Source organism: Flavonifractor porci, assembly GCF_037572415.1.
In the GTDB taxonomy this organism is placed as follows: domain Bacteria; phylum Bacillota; class Clostridia; order Oscillospirales; family Oscillospiraceae; genus Flavonifractor; species Flavonifractor porci.
This window is the reverse complement of record NZ_JBBHLB010000001.1, coordinates 162,826-182,063: the sequence shown is the minus strand read 5'-3', so window position 1 is coordinate 182,063 and position 19,238 is coordinate 162,826. Positions and strand designations below refer to the sequence as shown.

Annotated in this window: 18 protein-coding genes; 9 read left to right on the top strand and 9 right to left on the bottom strand. The window is 51.5% G+C overall.

Annotated elements, in window-relative coordinates; genetic code table 11:
* Window positions 1–91: 91 nt before the first annotated feature.
* Window positions 92–2,083, top strand: a complete 1,992-nt coding sequence (locus WHJ28_RS00855; protein WP_340039168.1) for a fructose-1,6-bisphosphatase — start codon at window positions 92–94, stop codon at window positions 2,081–2,083.
* Window positions 2,084–2,503: 420 nt separating this feature from the next.
* Here the strand turns inward: WHJ28_RS00855 and WHJ28_RS00850 are convergent, their stop codons facing one another.
* The 3 genes from WHJ28_RS00850 to WHJ28_RS00840 form a co-directional block, all read right to left on the bottom strand.
* Complete coding sequence (locus WHJ28_RS00850; protein WP_340039167.1) at window positions 2,504–3,913, bottom strand: sodium-dependent transporter; 1,410 nt, start codon at window positions 3,911–3,913, stop codon at window positions 2,504–2,506.
* A 172-nt stretch (window positions 3,914–4,085) separates the two neighbouring features.
* Window positions 4,086–5,747: a tryptophanase gene (locus tag WHJ28_RS00845; RefSeq protein ID WP_340039166.1), complete on the bottom strand. Its 1,662-nt coding sequence runs from the start codon at window positions 5,745–5,747 to the stop codon at window positions 4,086–4,088.
* Window positions 5,748–5,887: 140 nt separating this feature from the next.
* Entirely contained in the window at window positions 5,888–6,265 is a 378-nt protein-coding gene (locus WHJ28_RS00840) for a RidA family protein (protein WP_087326604.1), read from the bottom strand.
* A 299-nt stretch (window positions 6,266–6,564) separates the two neighbouring features.
* Between WHJ28_RS00840 and WHJ28_RS00835 the strand changes: the two genes are divergently transcribed.
* Window positions 6,565–7,245, top strand: a complete 681-nt coding sequence (locus WHJ28_RS00835; protein ID WP_340039165.1) for a helix-turn-helix transcriptional regulator — start codon at window positions 6,565–6,567, stop codon at window positions 7,243–7,245.
* A 44-nt stretch (window positions 7,246–7,289) separates the two neighbouring features.
* On the top strand, window positions 7,290–7,958 hold the full coding sequence (locus WHJ28_RS00830) for a YczE/YyaS/YitT family protein (protein ID WP_340039164.1): 669 nt from the start codon (window positions 7,290–7,292) through the stop codon (window positions 7,956–7,958).
* A gap of 39 nt (window positions 7,959–7,997) precedes the next feature.
* On the opposite strand, the gene WHJ28_RS00825 is transcribed toward WHJ28_RS00830, so the two are convergent.
* Together WHJ28_RS00825 and dinB are read right to left on the bottom strand one after the other, a co-directional pair.
* Window positions 7,998–9,371: a radical SAM protein gene (locus tag WHJ28_RS00825; RefSeq protein ID WP_340039163.1), complete on the bottom strand. Its 1,374-nt coding sequence runs from the start codon at window positions 9,369–9,371 to the stop codon at window positions 7,998–8,000.
* Window positions 9,372–9,571: 200 nt separating this feature from the next.
* Complete coding sequence (gene dinB, locus WHJ28_RS00820; protein WP_340039162.1) at window positions 9,572–10,810, bottom strand: DNA polymerase IV; 1,239 nt, start codon at window positions 10,808–10,810, stop codon at window positions 9,572–9,574.
* Between the two features lie 168 nt (window positions 10,811–10,978).
* On the opposite strand from dinB, the gene WHJ28_RS00815 reads away from it, so the two are divergent.
* On the top strand, window positions 10,979–11,356 hold the full coding sequence (locus WHJ28_RS00815; protein WP_340039161.1) for a DUF5655 domain-containing protein: 378 nt from the start codon (window positions 10,979–10,981) through the stop codon (window positions 11,354–11,356).
* A 380-nt stretch (window positions 11,357–11,736) separates the two neighbouring features.
* Here WHJ28_RS00815 and WHJ28_RS00810 read toward each other — a convergent pair whose 3' ends face one another.
* Window positions 11,737–12,147 carry a hypothetical protein gene (locus WHJ28_RS00810; RefSeq protein WP_340039160.1) on the bottom strand — a complete coding sequence of 137 codons (411 nt, stop codon included), beginning with the start codon at window positions 12,145–12,147 and terminating at the stop codon, window positions 11,737–11,739.
* Between the two features lie 88 nt (window positions 12,148–12,235).
* Here WHJ28_RS00810 and WHJ28_RS00805 point away from each other — a divergent pair, with 88 nt between their 5' ends.
* The 5 genes from WHJ28_RS00805 to WHJ28_RS00785 all read left to right on the top strand — a co-directional run bounded on the left by WHJ28_RS00805 (window position 12,236) and on the right by WHJ28_RS00785 (window position 16,459).
* Window positions 12,236–12,784 (top strand): type IV pilus twitching motility protein PilT, encoded by a 549-nt coding sequence (locus WHJ28_RS00805; protein ID WP_340039158.1) that lies wholly within the window; start codon window positions 12,236–12,238, stop codon window positions 12,782–12,784.
* Window positions 12,785–13,259: 475 nt separating this feature from the next.
* A complete protein-coding gene (locus WHJ28_RS00800) occupies window positions 13,260–13,958 on the top strand; it encodes a DUF3990 domain-containing protein (RefSeq protein ID WP_340039157.1) in 699 nt (232 codons plus the stop codon).
* Window positions 13,924–14,586 (top strand): helix-turn-helix domain-containing protein, encoded by a 663-nt coding sequence (locus WHJ28_RS00795; RefSeq protein ID WP_340039156.1) that lies wholly within the window; start codon window positions 13,924–13,926, stop codon window positions 14,584–14,586. The genes WHJ28_RS00800 and WHJ28_RS00795 overlap by 35 nt, the downstream gene beginning before the upstream one ends.
* A 513-nt stretch (window positions 14,587–15,099) precedes the next feature.
* Window positions 15,100–16,071, top strand: coding sequence for a MobV family relaxase (gene mobV / locus WHJ28_RS00790; RefSeq protein WP_340039155.1), 972 nt, complete (start codon window positions 15,100–15,102; stop codon window positions 16,069–16,071).
* A 13-nt stretch (window positions 16,072–16,084) separates the two neighbouring features.
* Complete coding sequence (locus tag WHJ28_RS00785; protein ID WP_340039154.1) at window positions 16,085–16,459, top strand: hypothetical protein; 375 nt, start codon at window positions 16,085–16,087, stop codon at window positions 16,457–16,459.
* 8 nt (window positions 16,460–16,467) lie between these two features.
* Here WHJ28_RS00785 and WHJ28_RS00780 read toward each other — a convergent pair whose 3' ends face one another.
* The 3 genes from WHJ28_RS00780 to WHJ28_RS00770 all read right to left on the bottom strand — a co-directional run bounded on the left by WHJ28_RS00780 (window position 16,468) and on the right by WHJ28_RS00770 (window position 19,237).
* Window positions 16,468–16,761, bottom strand: a complete 294-nt coding sequence (locus WHJ28_RS00780; RefSeq protein ID WP_340039153.1) for a DUF6809 family protein — start codon at window positions 16,759–16,761, stop codon at window positions 16,468–16,470.
* Window positions 16,762–16,841: 80 nt separating this feature from the next.
* Window positions 16,842–17,654, bottom strand: a complete 813-nt coding sequence (locus WHJ28_RS00775; protein WP_340039152.1) for a hypothetical protein — start codon at window positions 17,652–17,654, stop codon at window positions 16,842–16,844.
* Window positions 17,651–19,237: an AAA family ATPase gene (locus WHJ28_RS00770; protein WP_340039151.1), complete on the bottom strand. Its 1,587-nt coding sequence runs from the start codon at window positions 19,235–19,237 to the stop codon at window positions 17,651–17,653. The genes WHJ28_RS00775 and WHJ28_RS00770 overlap by 4 nt, the downstream gene beginning before the upstream one ends.
* Between the last annotated feature and the right edge of the window lies 1 nt (window position 19,238).

The window sequence follows — 19,238 nt, the reverse complement described above, 5'->3', positions numbered from 1 at the left end:
CTGTCAAGTCCGACAAGGGTTGGATTCTACTTGCAACCAGGCACATAAAGTGGGATAATATTGGCAACCACATCCAAAAGGAGGCCCTTCCATGGAAGGCAAGAAAGCATACCGTCCGGAAAACCTGCACTACCTGAAAATGCTGGCCCGGCAGTACCCCAATGTCCAGGCCGCCAGTACCGAGATCATCAACCTCCACGCCATTCAGAACCTTCCCAAAGGCACCGAGCACTTTATCTCCGACGTCCACGGCGAGTACGAGGCCTTCCTTCACATCCTGAACTCGGCTTCCGGCGTGGTACGCGAGAAGCTGGACAGCCTGTTTGCCACCACCGTGTCCAAGGCCGATCTGGATCAGCTGGCCACCCTCATTTACTATCCTCAGGAGAAGCTGGAGGAAATCGAGCGGGAGACCGCCGATATGCGGGAGTGGTACCGGATCACCTTTCATCGCTTGATCGAGATGTGCCGGCTGGTCAGTTCCAAATACACCCGTTCCAAGGTCCGTAAGGCCATGCCTCCTGAGTACGCCTACATCATCGATGAAATGATCCACACCCACTACGAGGACATGGACAAGCGGGACTATTACGAGAACATTATCTCTACTATCATCGACATCGACCGGGCCTCCAATTTCCTGGTGCAGCTGTGCGAGCTCATCAAGCGCCTGGCGGTGGACCATCTCCATCTGGTAGGCGATATCTTTGACCGTGGCCCCCGGGCGGACATCATTCTGGATTCCCTGATGAACTACCACAGCGTGGACATCCAGTGGGGCAACCACGACGTACTTTGGATGGGCGCTGCCTCCGGCTCCCGCACCCTGGTAGCCACTGTACTGGCCAACTCCCTGCGTTACAACAACCTGGAGGTCATCGAGACGGGCTACGGCATTTCCCTGCGGCCCCTGTCGGTCTTTGCCAACGAAGTATATAAGGACTGCGATATCCACCAGTTCGAGGTCAAGCTTACCAACGAGGACGCCGCCCACTACACGGAGAAGGATAAGCTGCTGGCGGCCCGAATGCACAAGGCCATCACCATCATTCTCTTCAAGCTGGAGGGTCAGAAGCTGCTGCGCAACCCCTGTTTCGGTATGGCGGACCGGCTGCTGCTGGACAAGATCGACTACGAGAATCAGTGCATCACCATCAATGGTACCACCTACCCGCTGGAGGATACCGACTTCCCCACTGTGGACCCCAACGATCCCTACACCCTCACGGAAGAAGAAAACACCCTCATTAACCAGCTGACCAGCTCCTTCCTCCACAGCGAGAAGCTCCAGCGCCACGTCCGTTTCCTCTACTCCAAGGGCAGCCTGTACAAAATCTACAACGGCAATCTGCTCTTCCACGGCTGTATCCCCATGACGGCGGATGGTCAGCTTCAATCCTTCACCATCGGCGGCGTTACCCTGTCAGGCAAAGCCTTCCTGGACTACGCCGACCAAAACGCCCGCCAGGCCTACTATAACAAGCCCGGCTCCCCTGAGCGGCAGTTCGGCATGGACTTTCTGTGGTTCCTGTGGGCAGGCCGCAACAGTCCCATTTTTGGCCGCGACCGGATGACCACCTTTGAGCGGCGACTCATTCTGGATGAATCCACCTGGGCCGAACCTAAAAACGCCTACTATCAGCTGTACAATGACCCAGCGGTGTGCGAGCGCTTGCTGAAAGAGTTTGGGCTGGAAGGTCCCCACTGTCATATTGTCAACGGCCATGTGCCGGTAAAGTCCAAAAAGGGCGAGAGTCCTATGAAGGCTGGCGGCAAACTGCTGGTCATTGACGGCGGCTTCTGTAAGGCCTACCAAAAGACAACCGGCATTGCCGGCTATACTTTGATCTACAATTCGGCCTGTTTCCGTTTGGTCTCCCATGAGCCTTTTGCAGGGCGCGCCAATGCTATCCGGGAAAATCAGGATATCACCTCTACCTCGGTGGTGTTTGAGCGGCTGGAGTCCCGTCTAAAGATTGCCGGTACTGATGTGGGCCGCCAGCTCCAGGAGCAGATCGATGATCTGATGGCCTTGGTACAGGCCTTCCGCAGCGGCGAGATTGTAGAAGATCACAAAGGCTGACCTACGCAAACAGGCCGACCGCTTATGCGGCCGGCCTCAGCGTGTCGAGAAAGCTCGACACGCTTCTCAAAAATGCAAGCATTTTTTCGAGGGAATGCAGCCCGCTGCGTCGCACACGCAAAGCGCGCACGCTTGCGGGCTGAGAAGTGTTTTTCCAAGGCTCATGTCCTTGGAAAAAACAGATTCTTACTCTGTTTTGCCGCCTGCGGGCGGCAAAACTCTGCCGAGGGCTTTTCTTCGGTGCAAGAACTGATTTCTCTCTCGCATCAGTTCCGCCTTTTTTGACAGACTGAGGCCGACCGCTTATGCGGCCGGCCTGTTTGCAATTTATGGCGTGCTCTTCCATGGCTGAACAGTAAATAAAAAATGGTCCGCTGCAAATTGCAGCGGACCATTTTTGTTTTGTAACTGCTCGGCAGATCAGCCGATGCCGCCCAGCGCAGCGCCGGCAATCAGAGCCACGATGCACAGAGGCACATAGATGAACTTGCCGAAGGGGTAGAACCAGCCGCCGATGGGCTTCTTGGCACCCTGATTGACTGCATCCAGAGCGGTCTTTTTCTTCATGACCCAGAAGAACATCACACCAGCCAAGGCAGCGCCGAAGGGGCAGATGTAGATGGAAACCATGTCCATCCACTGAGAGGTCCAGGGCTGGATGAGCAGAGCAACAACCAGGCCGATGACGTGAATCACGATGGTGGACACCAGTCGGTTGAGCTTCAGCTTCTCCTGCATGAAGGCCACAGGGGTCTCATACAGGTTGATGATAGAGGTGGTGCCGGCGAAGAGCACGGCGATGAAGAAGAAGGCACCGATGACCCAGCCAATGCCGCCCATGCCGTTGAACACGCCGGGCAGAGCGATGAACATCAGGCCAGGGCCATTGCTGTCCAGCTGGCCGCCGGTGGTAGCCATAGCGGGAATGATCACGAACATGGCAACCAGAGCAGCCAGAGTATCAAACACGGCCACATTGCGGGCGGAAGAGGAAATCTCCACGTCCTTACCCAGGTAAGAACCGTAAATAACGGAACCATTGCCAGCCACAGACAGGGAGAAGAATGCCTGACCAAAGGCAAAAATCCAAACGTGCCAGTCCAGCAGACCCTGAGGATTCAGGGAGAAGATGAACTTGTAACCGTCGCCGGCGCCGGGCAGGGTGGCGATGTACACAGCCATGATCAGGAACAGGCCGAACAGAGTGGGAATCATGACCTTACAGGCCTTCTCAATGCCGCCGGACACGCCCAGGGCCATAATGACCACGGAGACCACAATGGCTACGATGATCCACACGCCGTTGCCGATGCCGAAGATACCGTTCTGGAGCATCATGCCCACGCCTTCGCCCAGAGTCTTGGTCTCAGGAGCAGCAGCCGAGAAAGTGCCAATGATATTGTCCATGTTCTGGCCCATGGCAAACAACTCGCCGGAGATGGCCATCTTGGTGTACTTGAAGATCCAGCCCATAACCACGGTGTAGCCGATGGCCAGACCCATGGAGCCGATGACGGGAATGGCGCCGATGACTTCGCCGATCCGGCGCTTGCCGCCCCGGTCCTCAACAGCCTTACCAAAAGAACCAACGGGACCCGCGCCGCCCCAGCGGCCCAGGGAGAACTCTTCCATCACGCCGGACATACCGATGAGAACGACGAACAGGAAGTACGGAAGCAGGAACGTCATGCCGCCATATTTGGCGACCATGTAGGGGAAACGCCAGATGTTGGCCATGCCTACGGCAGAGCCGATGCACGCGAGGATAAAGCCCCATTTGCTTTTAAATCCATCGCGGTTTTCAACATTGCTAGGAGCGGAGCCTGACATAATAGACCCTCCTTATTCCCTCTTAAATTGTCTGACAAACCTTTGCTATTATGTGCGACGGCGCCCGACGAACGAAGTATTGAGTTCGTGGGCGCCGCCGTTCATTGTGTCTGCATACTTCCGCGTGATGCAGTTACGTCACATTGTTTTTGAGGCCATGCGACGGCGCGTCTTACTTCTCCTCGTTGGGATAGGGCTCCAGGAAGGCATGGAAGTGACGCATGGGCAGCTTGTGGCCCCACAGGATACGCATGTTGGGGATGGACTCGCGGTCCTTGTACAGCTGAGCCACAGCGGCGATGACGTAGTCCAGGTGCTCCTTGGTCAGACGGCTGCGGTCGATAGCGAAGCGGACCACGTTGGCCAGCTCAGCCTGCTGCTCGGGAGTCTTCAGGTCGTACTCCATGGAGAAGTCGCCCAGCTCGGACACGCGGATACCATAGCGGCGGATCAGCTCCAGAGAGAAGCCAGTGCCGGCAAAGGTGGTGTGATCGCGCTTGCCGTCGAAGAACTCGTCCATGTTGATGTACACAGCGTGGCCGCCGGCGGGCAGAACAACGCCCTTCACGCCAGCATTGTAGAAGCCCTGAGCCAGGTACTCACACTGCATGGCACGGTCATGCTGATAGTTGAAGTCGCAGGACTCATACAGACCAGCAGCCAGAGCCATGATGTCACGGCCGGACATGCCGCCGTAGGAGTCGTTGCCGTAGCAAGAGATCTGCTTGACCTTGATGAGCACGCCCACGTCGGTCTTAACGGTGCCGTCCTCGTTGAAGTCGGAGAACTTCTTCCAGAACAGGCCCTGGTCACGGAAGGCCAGCATGCCGCCCATGTTGGCGTGGCCGTCCTTCTTGGCGGACATGGTGAAGGCGTCGCAGTAGGAGAACATCTCGGTGGCGATCTCAGCGATGGACTTGTCGGCATAGCCTTCCTCGTTCATCTTGATGTAGTAGGCGTTCTCAGCCCAGCGAGCCACGTCGAAGACCAGAGGAATGTCATACTTGTGGGCCACGCGGTTGATCTCGCGGATGTTAGCCATGGAGACGGGCTGGCCGCAGATGGGGTTGTTGGTAATGCAGGTGAAGATCAGGGGCACGTTCTCCACGCCCACGGCATTGATCAGCTGCTCCAGCTTCTCGATGTCCATGTTGCCCTTGAAGGGGTTCTTCTCATACTTGCCGCCTTCGGGAACTTCGTACAGCAGCTCCTTGTTGTACAGGTTACGAGGCACGGAACCCATCTGCTTGATGTTGCCCTCGGTGGTGTCGAAGTGGCCGTTGGAGGGGATGGTGAAGACCTTGCCGGGATGACGGGCAGTCAGGATCTTCTTCACGATCTCCATCAGCACGGACTCAGCGGCGCGGCCCTGCTGAATGATGAAGGCGTTGGGGCGCTCCATCTGCTTGGCGCCGCCGTTGAACAGGCCGCCCTCGTACTCGCAGAGGAACAGCTCATCCATCATCTTCTCCAGGTCACGGCAGTCGGTGCGGACCAGGTCGATGCTCTTCTTCCAGTTCTTCTCGCCGCCGCGCTCAAAGATGTCGCGGAAGGTGTCCAGCAGGACATAGTAACCGGTGTTGCGGCCGTAGGCCTCGTCGCCCAGCATCATGGTAGCCCACTGCTGGTTGGTCATAGCGGTGGTACCGGAGTCGGACAGCATATCAACGGTCAGCAGGCCGGAGGGGAAAGAGAACTCATTCCAGTGGGTGGCGTTCAGGGCACGCTCACGCTGCTCAACAGTAGCCTGGGGCAGGTCGCGCACCACATACGCACAGTGCTGGGGCATCTCAACGGTCTGAGCCAGAGGGTAGTGCTTCACATTCTTGTCCATTTTGTTTACCTCCATTTAATACGGCGCTTTGCGCCATCATTTTATTAGAGGATACCCCGGTCGTCGGGAGTCGGCTGTTCCGACTCCTTCAACAGGCGGACAGTAACCTTTTCGAATGTGGTATATAGGGGATTTGGAGCTTACTTGACGGCGATGACCTCAATCTCCACAAGGGCATCCTTGGGCAGACGAGCCACTTCAACAGCAGAGCGGGCAGGATAGCCACCCTCGCCGAAGAAGGTAGCGTACACCTCGTTCATAGCGCCGAAGTTGTTCATGTCGCTGAGGAACACAGTGGTCTTGACAACCTTATCCATGCCCAGGCCAGCCTCGGCCAGGATGGACTTCACGTTGGTCAGGGACTGACGAGTCTGCTCCGCAATGCCTTCCGGGAACGCACCGGTAGCGGGATCGATGGGGAGCTGGCCGGAAGTGATGACCAGACCGTCGATCTCAACCGCCTGAGCGTAAGGGCCGATGGCCGCGGGCGCCTTGTCGGTATTGACGATTTTTTTCATATTTGCTTTCCGCCTCCTTTTCACTTGGCAACAGTAATTTATCACGGAGATAATTTTTTGTCAACACGCTTTTGTTCATTTCGTACGATTTTACAATTTGACCTTGATATTTTGTAGGAATTATCAATACAATTTTTTTGCTATAACTTAAAAAAATTTTTGCGATGAGAAAATTACTCTAATCTTCTTTTGACATTATGACGATTATCCGCTATACTAAATAAAAAGTGTATGTAATTTGATGCGTCTTTTGATCAACAGAGAATCTGAGCCTAATATTAAGGATAGAGGTGAGCCGATTGGCCAGTCCATTGTTGCAGCATTACATCAAGCTGACTGAGTTTTTGGGCTATGCCCTGGGTCCCGATTATGAGGTGGCTCTTCATGATCTGACGGACAAAGACCGCTCCATCGTAGCCATCGCCAACAATCATGTCAGCGGCCGGGAAGTAGGAGCCCCTCTGACCAACGTTGCCCTGCGTATCCTGCGGGACAAAAGCTACGAAAATCAAGACTATATCCTTCACTATCTTGGAGTGTCCAGTACCGGCAAAACCCTGCGCTCCTCCACTATGTTCATCAAGCATGACGGCAGGCTGATCGGAATGCTGTGCATCAATTTTGATGATAGCCGTTTTCAGGCAGTCAGCGACGCATTGCTGCGGCTCTGCCATCCTGACCATTTTGTAGATACCAATTTTCAGGTAGATGAGTCTGTTGCGGATCGGTTTGCCCCGGCAGAGCGTTTTCACAACTCCATTCACGGCGTAGCTACCGAGGCAGTGCTCCGGGAACTGGAACGCAGAGGCATCACAGCAGACCGTCTCAATGCTGAAGAACGCATCCAAATCATCGGGGCCCTGGACAGCGAGGGCGTTTTCTTGCTCAAGGGAGCGGTGAAAGATGTGGCGGACGCTTTGGAATGTTCCCAGGCCAGCGTATATCGTTATCTGAGCGCGATCCGCAAGGAAGAGGCATGAGGCCTCTCCCCCGTTCCTCAGTTTCATTGGGAGGTTCGATCAAGATGGATTATCACTATCCCCGCCGGCTGCTCTGGGTTGTTTTAGGCATGGTGATCAGCGCGGTGGGCATTGTTATGATGCTCCAGGCCAACATTGGATTGGAGCCATGGAGCGTCCTGCAGCAGGGCATGGCTCAAACATTTGGAATCACATACGGTACAGCTTCCATCATCGTCGGCGCCGCCGCTATCGGTGTTGCCATCCTGTGTGGGGAGGGCTTTGGCCTGGGTACCATTTTAAATATCACCCTATGCGCCATTTTTATTGACTATATGCTGGCCCAGGGGTGGATCCCACTGATGGAAAATCTGTTTTCCGGCATCCTGATGCTCCTGGGCGGTCTGGAACTGCTGGCTGTCGGTACCTGGCTGTATATGAAGGCCGCTCTGGGCGCCGGCCCCCGGGACTCCCTGATGGTAGCCCTGGCCCGAAAAACCAAACACTCTGTAGGTCTGTGCCGGGCGGTTGTGGAGATCGGTGTGATCATTCTCGGCTGGCTGTTGGGCGGCCAGGTCGGTATCGGCACCGTGATCTCCGCCATCGTACTGGGTACGTTGTTCAATCTGAATTTTGCACTCTTCCGCTTCCGTGCAGCGGAGGTCCATCAGGAAAATCTGATGGAAAGCTTTCGCAACCTGATGACCAGAACACATAGCCATTCCCACGAATAAAAAATTCCTCCGTCATAGGACGGAGGAATTTTTTATGTATTACTTGTTGCCGCTGCAGGCGGTGCAGCCACCGCACTGAGGATGAGCCTGGGCCCACAGTCTGTCGGCGGTGGGCTTCCAGTTGTCGGCGTAAGGGTGGGTCTTGGCCGTCAGATGCTCCACAGTCTCAGGAGACTGCGGATCGGTGGAGTGAGCACCGGTCCTGTTGACGATCTCCTCGATACGCTCGGGGTTCTCCAGCATGGGGCAGGGACGGAGCATATTATCATTGAAGGGCTGATTATCATGGTAGGCCATAAACAGCGGAGACTGCAGGCACTCCAGCAGAGTCTTCTCATGGATGTTGGAATCGGAATAGTGGATGAACACACAGGGATCCACATCACCGTTGGCGTTGATATGCAGGTAACGGCGGCCACCAGCGATGCAGCCGCCCACGTACTCGCCGTCGTTCTGGAAGTCCATGGCGAAGATGCCCTTGGTCTGGCGCATGGCGCGGATGCGGTGATAGATCTCCTCACGCTGCTCGGGAGTGGGCATCAGCTCAGGAGCGGCATCGTTGCCCACGGGCATATAGTGGAAGAACCAAACAAAGTAGGCGCCCAGATCGATGATCTTGTCGTAGAACTCTTCGCTGGTAATGTCCTTATAGTTGACGCTGGTATAGCAGGTGGAGATACCAAAGGGCAGGTGGTGGCTCTTCAAAAGAGCCATGGCGTTGGTGACCTTCTCGTACACGCCCTGACCGCGGCGGCTGTCGTTAGCTTCCTCGAAGCCCTCCAGGCTGATGGCAGGGATGAAGTTCTTCACCCGCAGCAGATCCTGGCAGAACTCCTCGTCAATGAGGGTGGCGTTGGTGAAGGACAGGAAGGCCACATCGTCGTGCTTCTCACACAGGGCAATGATGTCCTTCTTACGCACCAGAGGCTCGCCGCCGGTATAGATGTACATATAGATGCCCAGTTCCTTGCCTTGGGTAATGATGGAGTCAATATCGTCAAAAGACAGGTTCAGCTTGTTGCCGTACTCCGCCGCCCAGCAGCCCGTGCAATGCAGGTTGCAGGCAGAAGTGGGGTCCAGCAGGATGGCCCAGGGAATGTTGCAGCCGTACTTCTCACGCATTTTCTCCTGCTTGGGCCAGCCCACCAGGTTGGCGTTGACAAAGAAATTGTTAAACACGGTCTTGAGCACATCAGGATCAGTCTCAGTCCAGACCTTCTCAATCAGCTGGTGCCAGCAGGAATCCTTGTCATTGATAACTTTATCAAAGGCCTCCCGCTGAAGAGACAAGGTATCCCCGGAAAACTTATTGACCAGGTCCATAACCTTACTCATGTTGTTCATAGGGTCTTTATCCAGATAATCAAATACCTTGGCCAGGCCATAACGCTTCAGACTGTCAGGAATTTTCATCTTTGTTTTCCCCTTTCACGGCATAACAATACCTATCATTGTGTGTCATAATACCTTTTCTGACGAAAATTGAAAATAGACAAAACCCGGTTCATGTCCAAACTCTATACAAAAACAGCATTTTGCTTAAAATCGCTCCAGATTTTCGTCTACTCTTTATGTCATTTTCTTCATTGTAAAATACGATCTTCACCATTATATCAATCCCCAGGCGGCAAACGCTGGTCCTCCCTGTCCGGCTCCCCTTCCGGATGAACGGCGGAGGCAATAGAGATAGCACCTCTTCCATACTTGTTCCGGATGGTGTCCATGGTCTTCTCCAGCTTCTCCAGCTTGTCGCGGCACGGGATGGCATCGGCGGCAAACAGATCCACCTGCTCGCCGGCGTCCCCCTCCTCCATGAGATTCTGTGCTGTAATCGTAAGCGCCCGGACCGGCTGACTTTCATTCCAACAGCTGTGCAACAGTTCCATCCCGCACCTGGCCAGATCTCTGGAAATGTAGGTAGGGGCGCTGAGCCGCTTTTGACGGCAGATATCTTTGAAGGCCGGGTCGCGCACGGTGATCTGGACTGTGGTGCACTTAAGGTTATGCTTGCGCAGTCGTACCGCCACCTCGTCTGCCAGTTCAGACAGCGCAGTGCGCAGTTGGTCCCAGCCCACCAGATTTTTGGGAAAGGTCAGTCCATTGCCCACTGATTTTGGTCCAGGCATATCCCGGGCCGGTATTACCGGAGCACGCTCTCTCCCTGTGGCGTAGTCATGGAGTGTATACCCTCCTTTTCCCAGGATCTGTCCCAGACTCTCCCGGTCAAACCGAGCCAGATCGCCAATGGTGTGTATCCCGTAACCGCTCAGCACTCTGGCCGCGGCCCGGCCCACAAAAAGCAGATCCGTTACCGGCAATGGCCAGAGCAGCTGTTGAAAATTTTCCCGGGTAATAACTGTTGTAGCATCTGGCTTTCGGTAATCGCTGCCCATTTTTGCAAATACCTTATTAAAGGAAACCCCCACCGATACCGTCAGGCCCAGCTCCTGACGCACTGCCTGACGGATCTGATCGGCCAGGGCCTTTCCATCTCCTCCGAAGAGATGGAGGGTGCCCGTCACATCCAGCCAGCTCTCGTCAATTGAGAAAGGCTCCACCAGATCAGTATACCGCTCATAGATGGCATTCACCTTTTTGGAATACTCCCGATATTTCCAATGATGGGCCGGAAGCAGCACCAGGTCCGGGCATTTTCGTCTGGCCTGCCAGATAGTCTCCGCCGTCTGGACCTTATATTTCTTTGCCAGTTCATTTTTTGCCAGAATGATCCCATGGCGGCTTTCCGGATCGCCGCATACCGCCGCCGGCCTGTCCTTTAATTCCGGACGATCCAGCAGTTCCACCGACGCATAAAAGCTATTCAAATCGCAGTGAAAAATGACCCGGTCCAAGCATGCCCCTCCCCTCTCCCAAAAGGATACGATTGTTTTTTTATTATATGCTTTTTTTATCGCAAAGTCAAACATTCGTTCTATCTCGATCCCAGCATATGACGTACATACTATCACTGTTCATTTTCTCATTGATGTGATACACTGATCCCAAAAGGAGGGTTTCCCATGGATGAACATACCCTGCAGTTTTTCCAACAGGATCTACAGGCCCTGCCGCTGTATGAACAGTTCCGGAACCAGGTACTGCAGATAATCCCCGGCACGCATATCAAGGTGCAGAAAAGCCAGATTTCGTTTTATAATCGACATATGTTTGCCTGCGTTTCCTTTGCCAAAGTTCGTAAGGCAAACGAACGCCCTCCCCACTATATTGTGATCACCTTCGGCCTGGCTCATTGTTTGGAGTCCCACAGGATCGACGCGGCCACCGAGCCCTACCCTAACTACTGGACCCACCATATGCTCATCGCCACCCCCGATGAGATCGATGATGAACTGATGGGCTGGATTCATGAGGCCAGCATATTTTCTGCCCGTAAGTAGACGATCACTGAAAGACAGCACACACAATCCTGATATATAGAATCTCCAAGAAATTCTATGACCTGTTCCTTATTCTAATATGTGTATGGGATAAACTATTGATATTATTCAGTCCCAACTGAATATCCTCCCTTTGCTATTCTTTGTGCAGTTGGCAGACCGCATTTGCAGCATAGCAAAGGGAGGTTTTTATCACTTTCATCGCCATAGATTTTTGAACCACTCGCCTGGCGAGTGGTTTTCTTTATACAAAAATCGGGCGGCAGAATTGCCACTCGATTTTTACGCGGTCTGGAGGCATCCCATTTTATACCCCCCCTGAACTATACAGATCAATAAATACTTACGGATGAAGATAAAAATAAGGGCTGTTGGTGAGATCAAAAGAATCCCGGCAACAGATTTTTGATCGTTTGCCAAAAATCGTTTTGGCAAACGATCTCTTTTTGCTGCGACTTTTTGTTTGCCACTTTTTGTGTTGCATTGCTTTGGAATAATAGAGCAGGCAAAGACAACGGCGAAAAAGGAACGAATCGACTATATTGAGGAACGAAAATCACCTCTGTCCTATTTGTTAAAGATATGCACTCCCGCGGAACGACTCTTTTCTTCATTAAGGGCAAAAAATCATGGCGTGGTTCATAAAAATCTTTTTCCTGGGGGATGTCCTTCCAGCAAAGCGTGAGAATATCTACAAAACCCATGTGCAGCGAACAGTTCATTGCGTGATAAATGCAGTTCGTTTCCGCAAAATTGAAATTCGCTGCAACAATTTGTAGAATCGAAGCCATATGAAAACGCAGTCACAAAAGCAAGCTTCTTTGTCAATTATGTGTTTTCGCTGACGTGCAATAGCGCTGTATAGGAGGTGGCAGTTGGGTGGACTTAAATCGAATTCTTGAAGTTGCAATCAATGCAAAAGCATCTGATATTCATTTGGCGGTAGGTGTTCCGCCAATTGTGCGCGTTAACGGAAGGCTTCTTCATATGGGAAAAGAAATCTTGACGCCGGAGATGACCGAAACCGCCGCGAAACAGATACTTTCTGACAAACTGTGGCAGACATATAAAGAGTCTGGTGAATGCGATGCTTCATTTTCTTATAAAGAGGAAATGTACTTTCGTGTAAATGTTTTTCAGGAGCGAAATCAGTGCAGTGTTGTGCTTCGTTTGATTCCCGCAAACATTAAAACATTGGAGCAGCTGGAGCTCCCACAAGTTTTTCGAAATCTGTGTATGAAGCGTAGAGGTCTGATTTTGGTTACAGGGCCTACAGGCAGCGGTAAGACTACGACGCTTGCGGCAATGATTGAATACATGAGTCGTGTTCGCAACGAGCACATTAGGATACCCCAACAAAGGAGTGGCTGGCTTACAGTAAAATCTCAACAACGGTGGATATTTGCGGGCATCTGGAATATGCCATGAAAGAGCAATCCTCCGCGCAGTAAAACCTATCAGCGGTTTTTCCATAAAACAGGAGGTCCTTGGCATATCCGGGGATTCAGACTACAAGAAAAGAGGTCTGCCAGCTTTTCGCTGGCAGACCTCTTGGCGGAGATGGAGAGATTCGAACTCTCGCGCCGGTTTGAGCCGGCCTACCGCATTTCGAGTCCTTGGAAGCGGGTGTCTTTTGGAGCATTTTGAGCGCTTCTCTGCGCCTTTCAGAACGCCGGAAACCCTTGATTTTACTGGGGTTTCCGGCGTTTTCATTGTCGGCACAAGGCTTTGGGAATTTTTCCTGTCAAAGCAGATTTTCCGGAAAAGTGTGAGCATTCTGTTAGCGTTTTGTGAGCGCAAACCGAGTTGACTCTCTTCAGTTGACAAAGTATCGTTACGGCGATATACTGACGTTGAATAGAACAGTATCGCTTTGACGATACTTTATAAAGGGGGAACCGGCATGAATAAAGCACTGACACTGTACCACGGCTCATCTTTGATCATCGAACGCCCCCAGTTTGGAAAGGGCAATCCGTTCAACGATTATGGCCTTGGTTTCTACTGCACAGAGACTTTGGAGTTGGCAAAAGAGTGGGCCTGTTCCATGGAGCAGGACGGCTTTGCCAATCGGTATTCCTTCCGGACTGACGGCCTGTCCGTTTTAAATCTCTCGGATGGGAATTACAACATCCTGAACTGGCTCTCCATCCTTCTTATGAACCGCAAATTCAACCTCAGTTCCGACATTGCCGTTCAGGGCAAGGAGTATCTGGCCAGCACTTTCCTGCCCCCCTATGAGAACTACGATGTCATCATTGGCTATCGTGCCGACGATTCCTACTTTTCCTTCGCCTCCGCGTTTTTGAACAATACCATCTCTCTGGCACAGCTTGAGCGGGCTATGTTTCTGGGAAAGCTGGGAGAGCAGGTGGTCCTGAAATCGGAACAGGCTTTTTCCCACTTGTACTTTGAAGAGAGCATTCCCGCAGAGCGCACCATTTACTACCCCAAGAAAGCCACCAGGGACAGTGAGGCCCGGGCCGCCTTTCGTGCGGAACGCAAAGTGGCTCCGGTGCGGGACGCAGTATACATGATCGACATTCTCAGAGAGGAGTGGAAGAACGATGACACCCGCTTACGAGGAAATGTACCTGAATGACGCCATGTGCGCCATGGGAGAGATGCTGGACTACGCAGTCCATGACTGCGGGTGTGACGGTGATTTGTTTTTTACACAGTTTCTCTCATCCGGTGTAGCGGAACAGTTTGAGAGGGGTAACCCAAAGTTTGTGGGCGGTATGTCCGGTGTGGAACTGGCCCTTGAGGTGTTTCGCCGGACCACCGGACAGGTCCCTGATATGGACGCAAGCGCATCCGAGGAGAAGACGCAGGAGTACTGGGCCGGTTGGAGTCTCGCCTACTACCAGTGGAAGACCGGGATGCCGTTTCGGGAGATCATCTCCCACGGATTGACCGTGAGCAGAGTCTGCTCCATGTATCTGCTGCACGAAGCGGACATCAGTAAGTTTGCAGAAGCAGCGGACAAGGTGATTCAGGAAAATCTTAGTGAGGGCGAGACGAACCTGAAGCGCATCCGCAGAGCAAATGGCTTTTCCCAAAAGCAGCTTGCGGAAGTCTCCGGTGTTGCACTTCGGATGATCCAGTTGTATGAGCAGAGACAGAACGACATTAACAAGGCGCAGGCATCCACCTTGAGCGCACTGGCCAGATCTCTGAACTGTCGGCTGGAAGATTTGATGGAACCGCAGATTACATCCGGCGAATGAGCGGAACACAGTGATCATACTTGATAGCAGTTTATTTTAACAGCGTCTTCGAGGAATCGCAGGCGCTGTTTTCGTCTCTGCAATAACCCCCGTCCTTCGTCCTCCGTCCGCCCGCAGGCGCGTTTTTGCCGCCCAGGAGGGGTACACCCCTACCCCCAGTGAAGGGCGGCAAAAACGGCGGCAAAGGGGCGCAGGCTGCGGGCCAGTCAAGGCCCGTTTCCAGCGCAGCCGAAGCCGCAAAACGGGGTCCCGGGGTGTCCCCGGGCGCACGCCTTGCAGCCCCCACGGGGCGGCAAGGTATAGTGCGTTATACCGCCCTGACAACCGCACGCGAAAATGCCCGGCCCGCCTTTTAGGGGCCGGGCATTTCTCGTGGGCGGGGAAACCGCCGCCACGCCAGCCTGCTGGGTTCAGCAGCAGTTTCCCTGCGGCGGGTTCCACATGGCAGGGCGGTATGTGAAAAAGCCCTCGTCCACCGCAGACCCACCATTTCAACGAAAGGAGTTTTGTGTGATGCCTTACGCCATTATGCGCTTTGAGAAACGAAAAGGCGGACCGGCCTCCGCCATCGAGAAACACCACGAACGGAAAAAGGAGCGGTACGCCAGCAACCCGGATGTAGACACCGACCGCTCCCATCTCAACTACCATCTCATCCAACCACAGCACAAATACTACGCTGAGATCCAATCCCGCATCGAACACGCCCAGCGGGAGAACCCCAAGTGCAAGGTACGCAAGGATAGTGTGAAGTTCATCGACACCATCGTCACGGCCACACCGGAGTATCTGGATCACCTTCCGCCGAAACAGGTGCGCCGCTATTTTGAACGGGCGCTGGACTTTTTCAAGACAGAGGTTGGAGAAGCGAACATTTTTTCCGCCGTGGTCCACATGGATGAGCGCAACCCACACATGCACCTGTGCTTTGTTCCGCTAACGAGAGACAACCGGCTGTCCGCCAAGGAGGTGATTGGAGGGTGGGACAAGCTGGTGGAGTGGCAGGACAAATTCTACGACCACATGGCGGCGGAGTTCCCGGATCTGGAACGGGGTCAGTCTGCCGCCGTCACCAAACGGAAGCACATTCCCACCTGGCTCTACAAACAATCTCATCGGCTTACCGACGAAATGAAACAGATCCGCACCGAGCTGGAGCAGATTGGGACGCTGAACGCCAAACGGCAGAGAGAAAAAATTCTGAAGCTGCTGGAGCAGTGGTATCCCCAGGTCAACGCATTTGAAGCAAAACTAAAACCCTACGATGATCAGATTCGGATTTTGAAACAGAACGCGTTGAGCGACCGGCGAGATGCAGAGCGGGCCAGGTGGGAGCAGCATCAGGAGCACCAGGAGAAGATGTCTCTCATCTATGAGCTGCAGGAGTGTCAGGATTTCATTGACTCCATCCCCCAGGATCTGCGGGAGCAGCTGAAGGAGCGCTATGAGGCGCAGTTAGAGCAGGAACAGCAATTCAGATATTGAGGAGGTACTCAACATGCGTAATCAGTACACATCCACATTTGAGCAGGACTATCCCTGTCGGGCACAGATCATCCGCTGCAAAGCGGACCGGGACGCTGCGCCAATGAATGACTACCGCTATCCGGAGGAGAGCGGTTCTTTTACCGGGACACTGACCTTCCGCTGCTGGCACAGGAGCAAGCCCATGCTCCTGTGCTTTTTTGATGCGGATGACGGCCGTAAGATCAAGTTGTCCGTCTGGTGGCAGAGCTGGGGTGTGAATTACTCTCCATCGAAAACCCTGATCAACTTTGCCGACGAGGTGTTTGACGGTTCCCGTTGGCATTGTACCTACCGGAAGAAGTCCAACGGTTATATTCGCTGGGAGAGGGCGGAGCAGCTGGACTGACCAGATGATTAGAGAAGAGCGTCCGGGCCGAGATCATCCTCAGGCTCCGGGCGCTCTTCCATGTAGTGATTCAGTTCGTTTGCCATTTCCCACGCCAGACGGAAGCCACAGATGAAGCTGTCCATGGAGCGTTGCTCTATCATCAGGTTCTGGGCATCGATGATCCGCAGCACCAGTTTACGCTCCGGCTTGTCCAGTCGCTCAATAAGCTGCCGGTGGCAGGTTTCCACTTCCTGTTCAGATTCCGCCATGGGCAGAGGGATATAGAATCTGTCGTACAGCAATCTCAGAGTTTCGTTCATGTGCCTCGCCTCCTTGTAGCAAGACACAATAGCACAGGTTAGGGGAAATAGCCAGAGAAAACTAAAATAATTCAGTAAGATTATTGAATTTTTAGGAGCTGTTTTAACTCTTCTTCATATGGCTTGCCCTCTATTTTTAGCGCTATGTATTGCTTGGCAAATGATGCATAGGGCGTTTTATCGTCAACCAAGCAGAAAATCCCTTCTATCGTATCAAGCATTCGATCACTACCATTTGCATATTCTAACTCAAATGCAATGAGAGCAGTTCTACATAGTATCCGGACTCGTTTTCGTGCAGCATTAAAAAGATCCCAGTTATATACTGTTCGGCTTACATTTACTCGTGTCCGCTCCCATTGATCTGACGATAATGCAATGATAGATCCGTTTTCATCGAAGCCTACTAACTTTGTATCATTATAATTGCATGGATCAATGAGAAGATAATCTACCTCGTTTCTTGCAAATGGACTTGAAGGATCAACACCTTGCTTTAAAGGAAAAATATCCCTTTTCCCGCCTTCGCCATATGGTCGATTACAGGTTTCACAACTCAAACGATAATTTAAATAGTCATATGCGAGCCACCAATATCCATCCTGTAAGATACACTCACCATTCGCTTTGGTTGATTTGTTTTTGGGTCTAAAATGATCTACATCTCCATACGATCCGGTTAGGGCGCACTCGGAATACCAACAAATATGACCATAATATTTAATTAATATTTCTTTGAACTCGCTCCAAATTGCATGCTTTTCCAAATATTCACATCTTGCGGCGTGATCAGCCGCCTGTCTCATATTTTGCGTTGCCCGATGCGCTTTGGTGAGCCATTGTCTTACCTGTGGATCATCTGTATCAATTTCTGATAAATCTATATATCTCATTTTTCCATCAAGCCTTTAATAATTTCCTGCGCTTTTCGATTTCTCTCCTGAATTTGTTCTGATGTTAGTTCAGAAATCGGGTTGTCCTGTTGCAGTTTATGCATTGCCACAACAAATTCATCATAAAGATCATCTGTGGGTATGTTTCTTGAGAAAGTGAGATTTTCAATCTCCTCTGTCAGCGAGTGCAGTTTTTCTTGTTCTTCAAGGCTGATGGTTCCTTCCTGCCTCTTTACGAGAAGATCCCGCTTTTCTTCCAGTTTAGACTTAGTCTCTGCATCCAGGGTGCTATTCAGTCCGTAATACTCACTTTGTAAGATACCATCAATACCCATACCAGCCGTATCTTCTTCCGGCTCCACCGCTTTGGTAAAATACCAGTTGTTATTTCGAACAATATCACGGTTATACATAAAGATGCGTATAAATTCCTTTTCTACACCGTTGATCACCAATGGATCATGCGTTGCAATAATAGCTTGCGTGTTGATTGCTTCATGCAGTGATTGATCAATCGTCTGTTTTAGGTCATATTTCCATTTTGGATTCATGTGTGCATCAGGCTCATCCATAAGGACCAGGGTATCTTCACTTTTGCAAACACCAAGCATACCGAGTATTTTAATTAATTGCCGCTGCCCTTCGCTTAGGTCAGAACATCTAACACGACTTTCTCCCAAAGAAATATATGCTTCTATATCTGCATCAAAAATAGTCTGGAGTTTTTCAAAAAATTCGTAAATTGATATCTGATCTGCATCCACGTCGTAAATATTATTAATTTCAAAATAAAACTTCTCGCCATCATCATATAAATAACCTTGGTGAAAGAGTTCTGTAAAACGATCATCAATAAACGAAAGGATTTCCAAGACACCATCTTTTCCAACTTCCAAAACATTCTCTCGAAAGCGTCCTGGAAGTTTGCGTAAATTAAGAGAAATCGACACACTCTCAACCCGATCCATATGGCACTGGGAATGTAAATAATTTTTTTCAAAAGAATCTTTGCCAGCAAGAATGGATACCAAGTAAATAGTTGTAAGTCGTTCTTTGCAAAAATTAAATTTTTGTTTTGGAAACTGTGAAGCATAATTTTCACTTGCAAGATGAATTGTTTTCCAATACTGAGCCAACGCATCTCGACAAACCTTTGCGTGTTTAGAGTTAAAAAGTTTAGAATTATTGATTACTTTACTGTTTGCCCCTGAATAGAAATACATAATTCGTTCAGGGAAAAGAGATATATGACCATCTTTCAGATACGAACGAATGGTACGCATTGAACCTGCACATAGATTTTCATGATTAATATCTATTTTATACCGCTTGTTAGACTGGTTTATATGAATGAGACTTCCACCAAACATATACTCAAGCTCATAACTGTAATCGATCTTTTTTTCGACAGCAAGAGAGTCGAATGACATAAAAATATCCAAAATTGTCTCCAGCATAGTGCTTTTACCTGTGCCGTTCTCGCCAATTAAAATAGTGGAACTTCCACCGTCAATAATATGAAATTCTATAGAAAAATCCACAAGACATTTGTGATTGTCAATTACAAGCTTGCGTATTTGCATA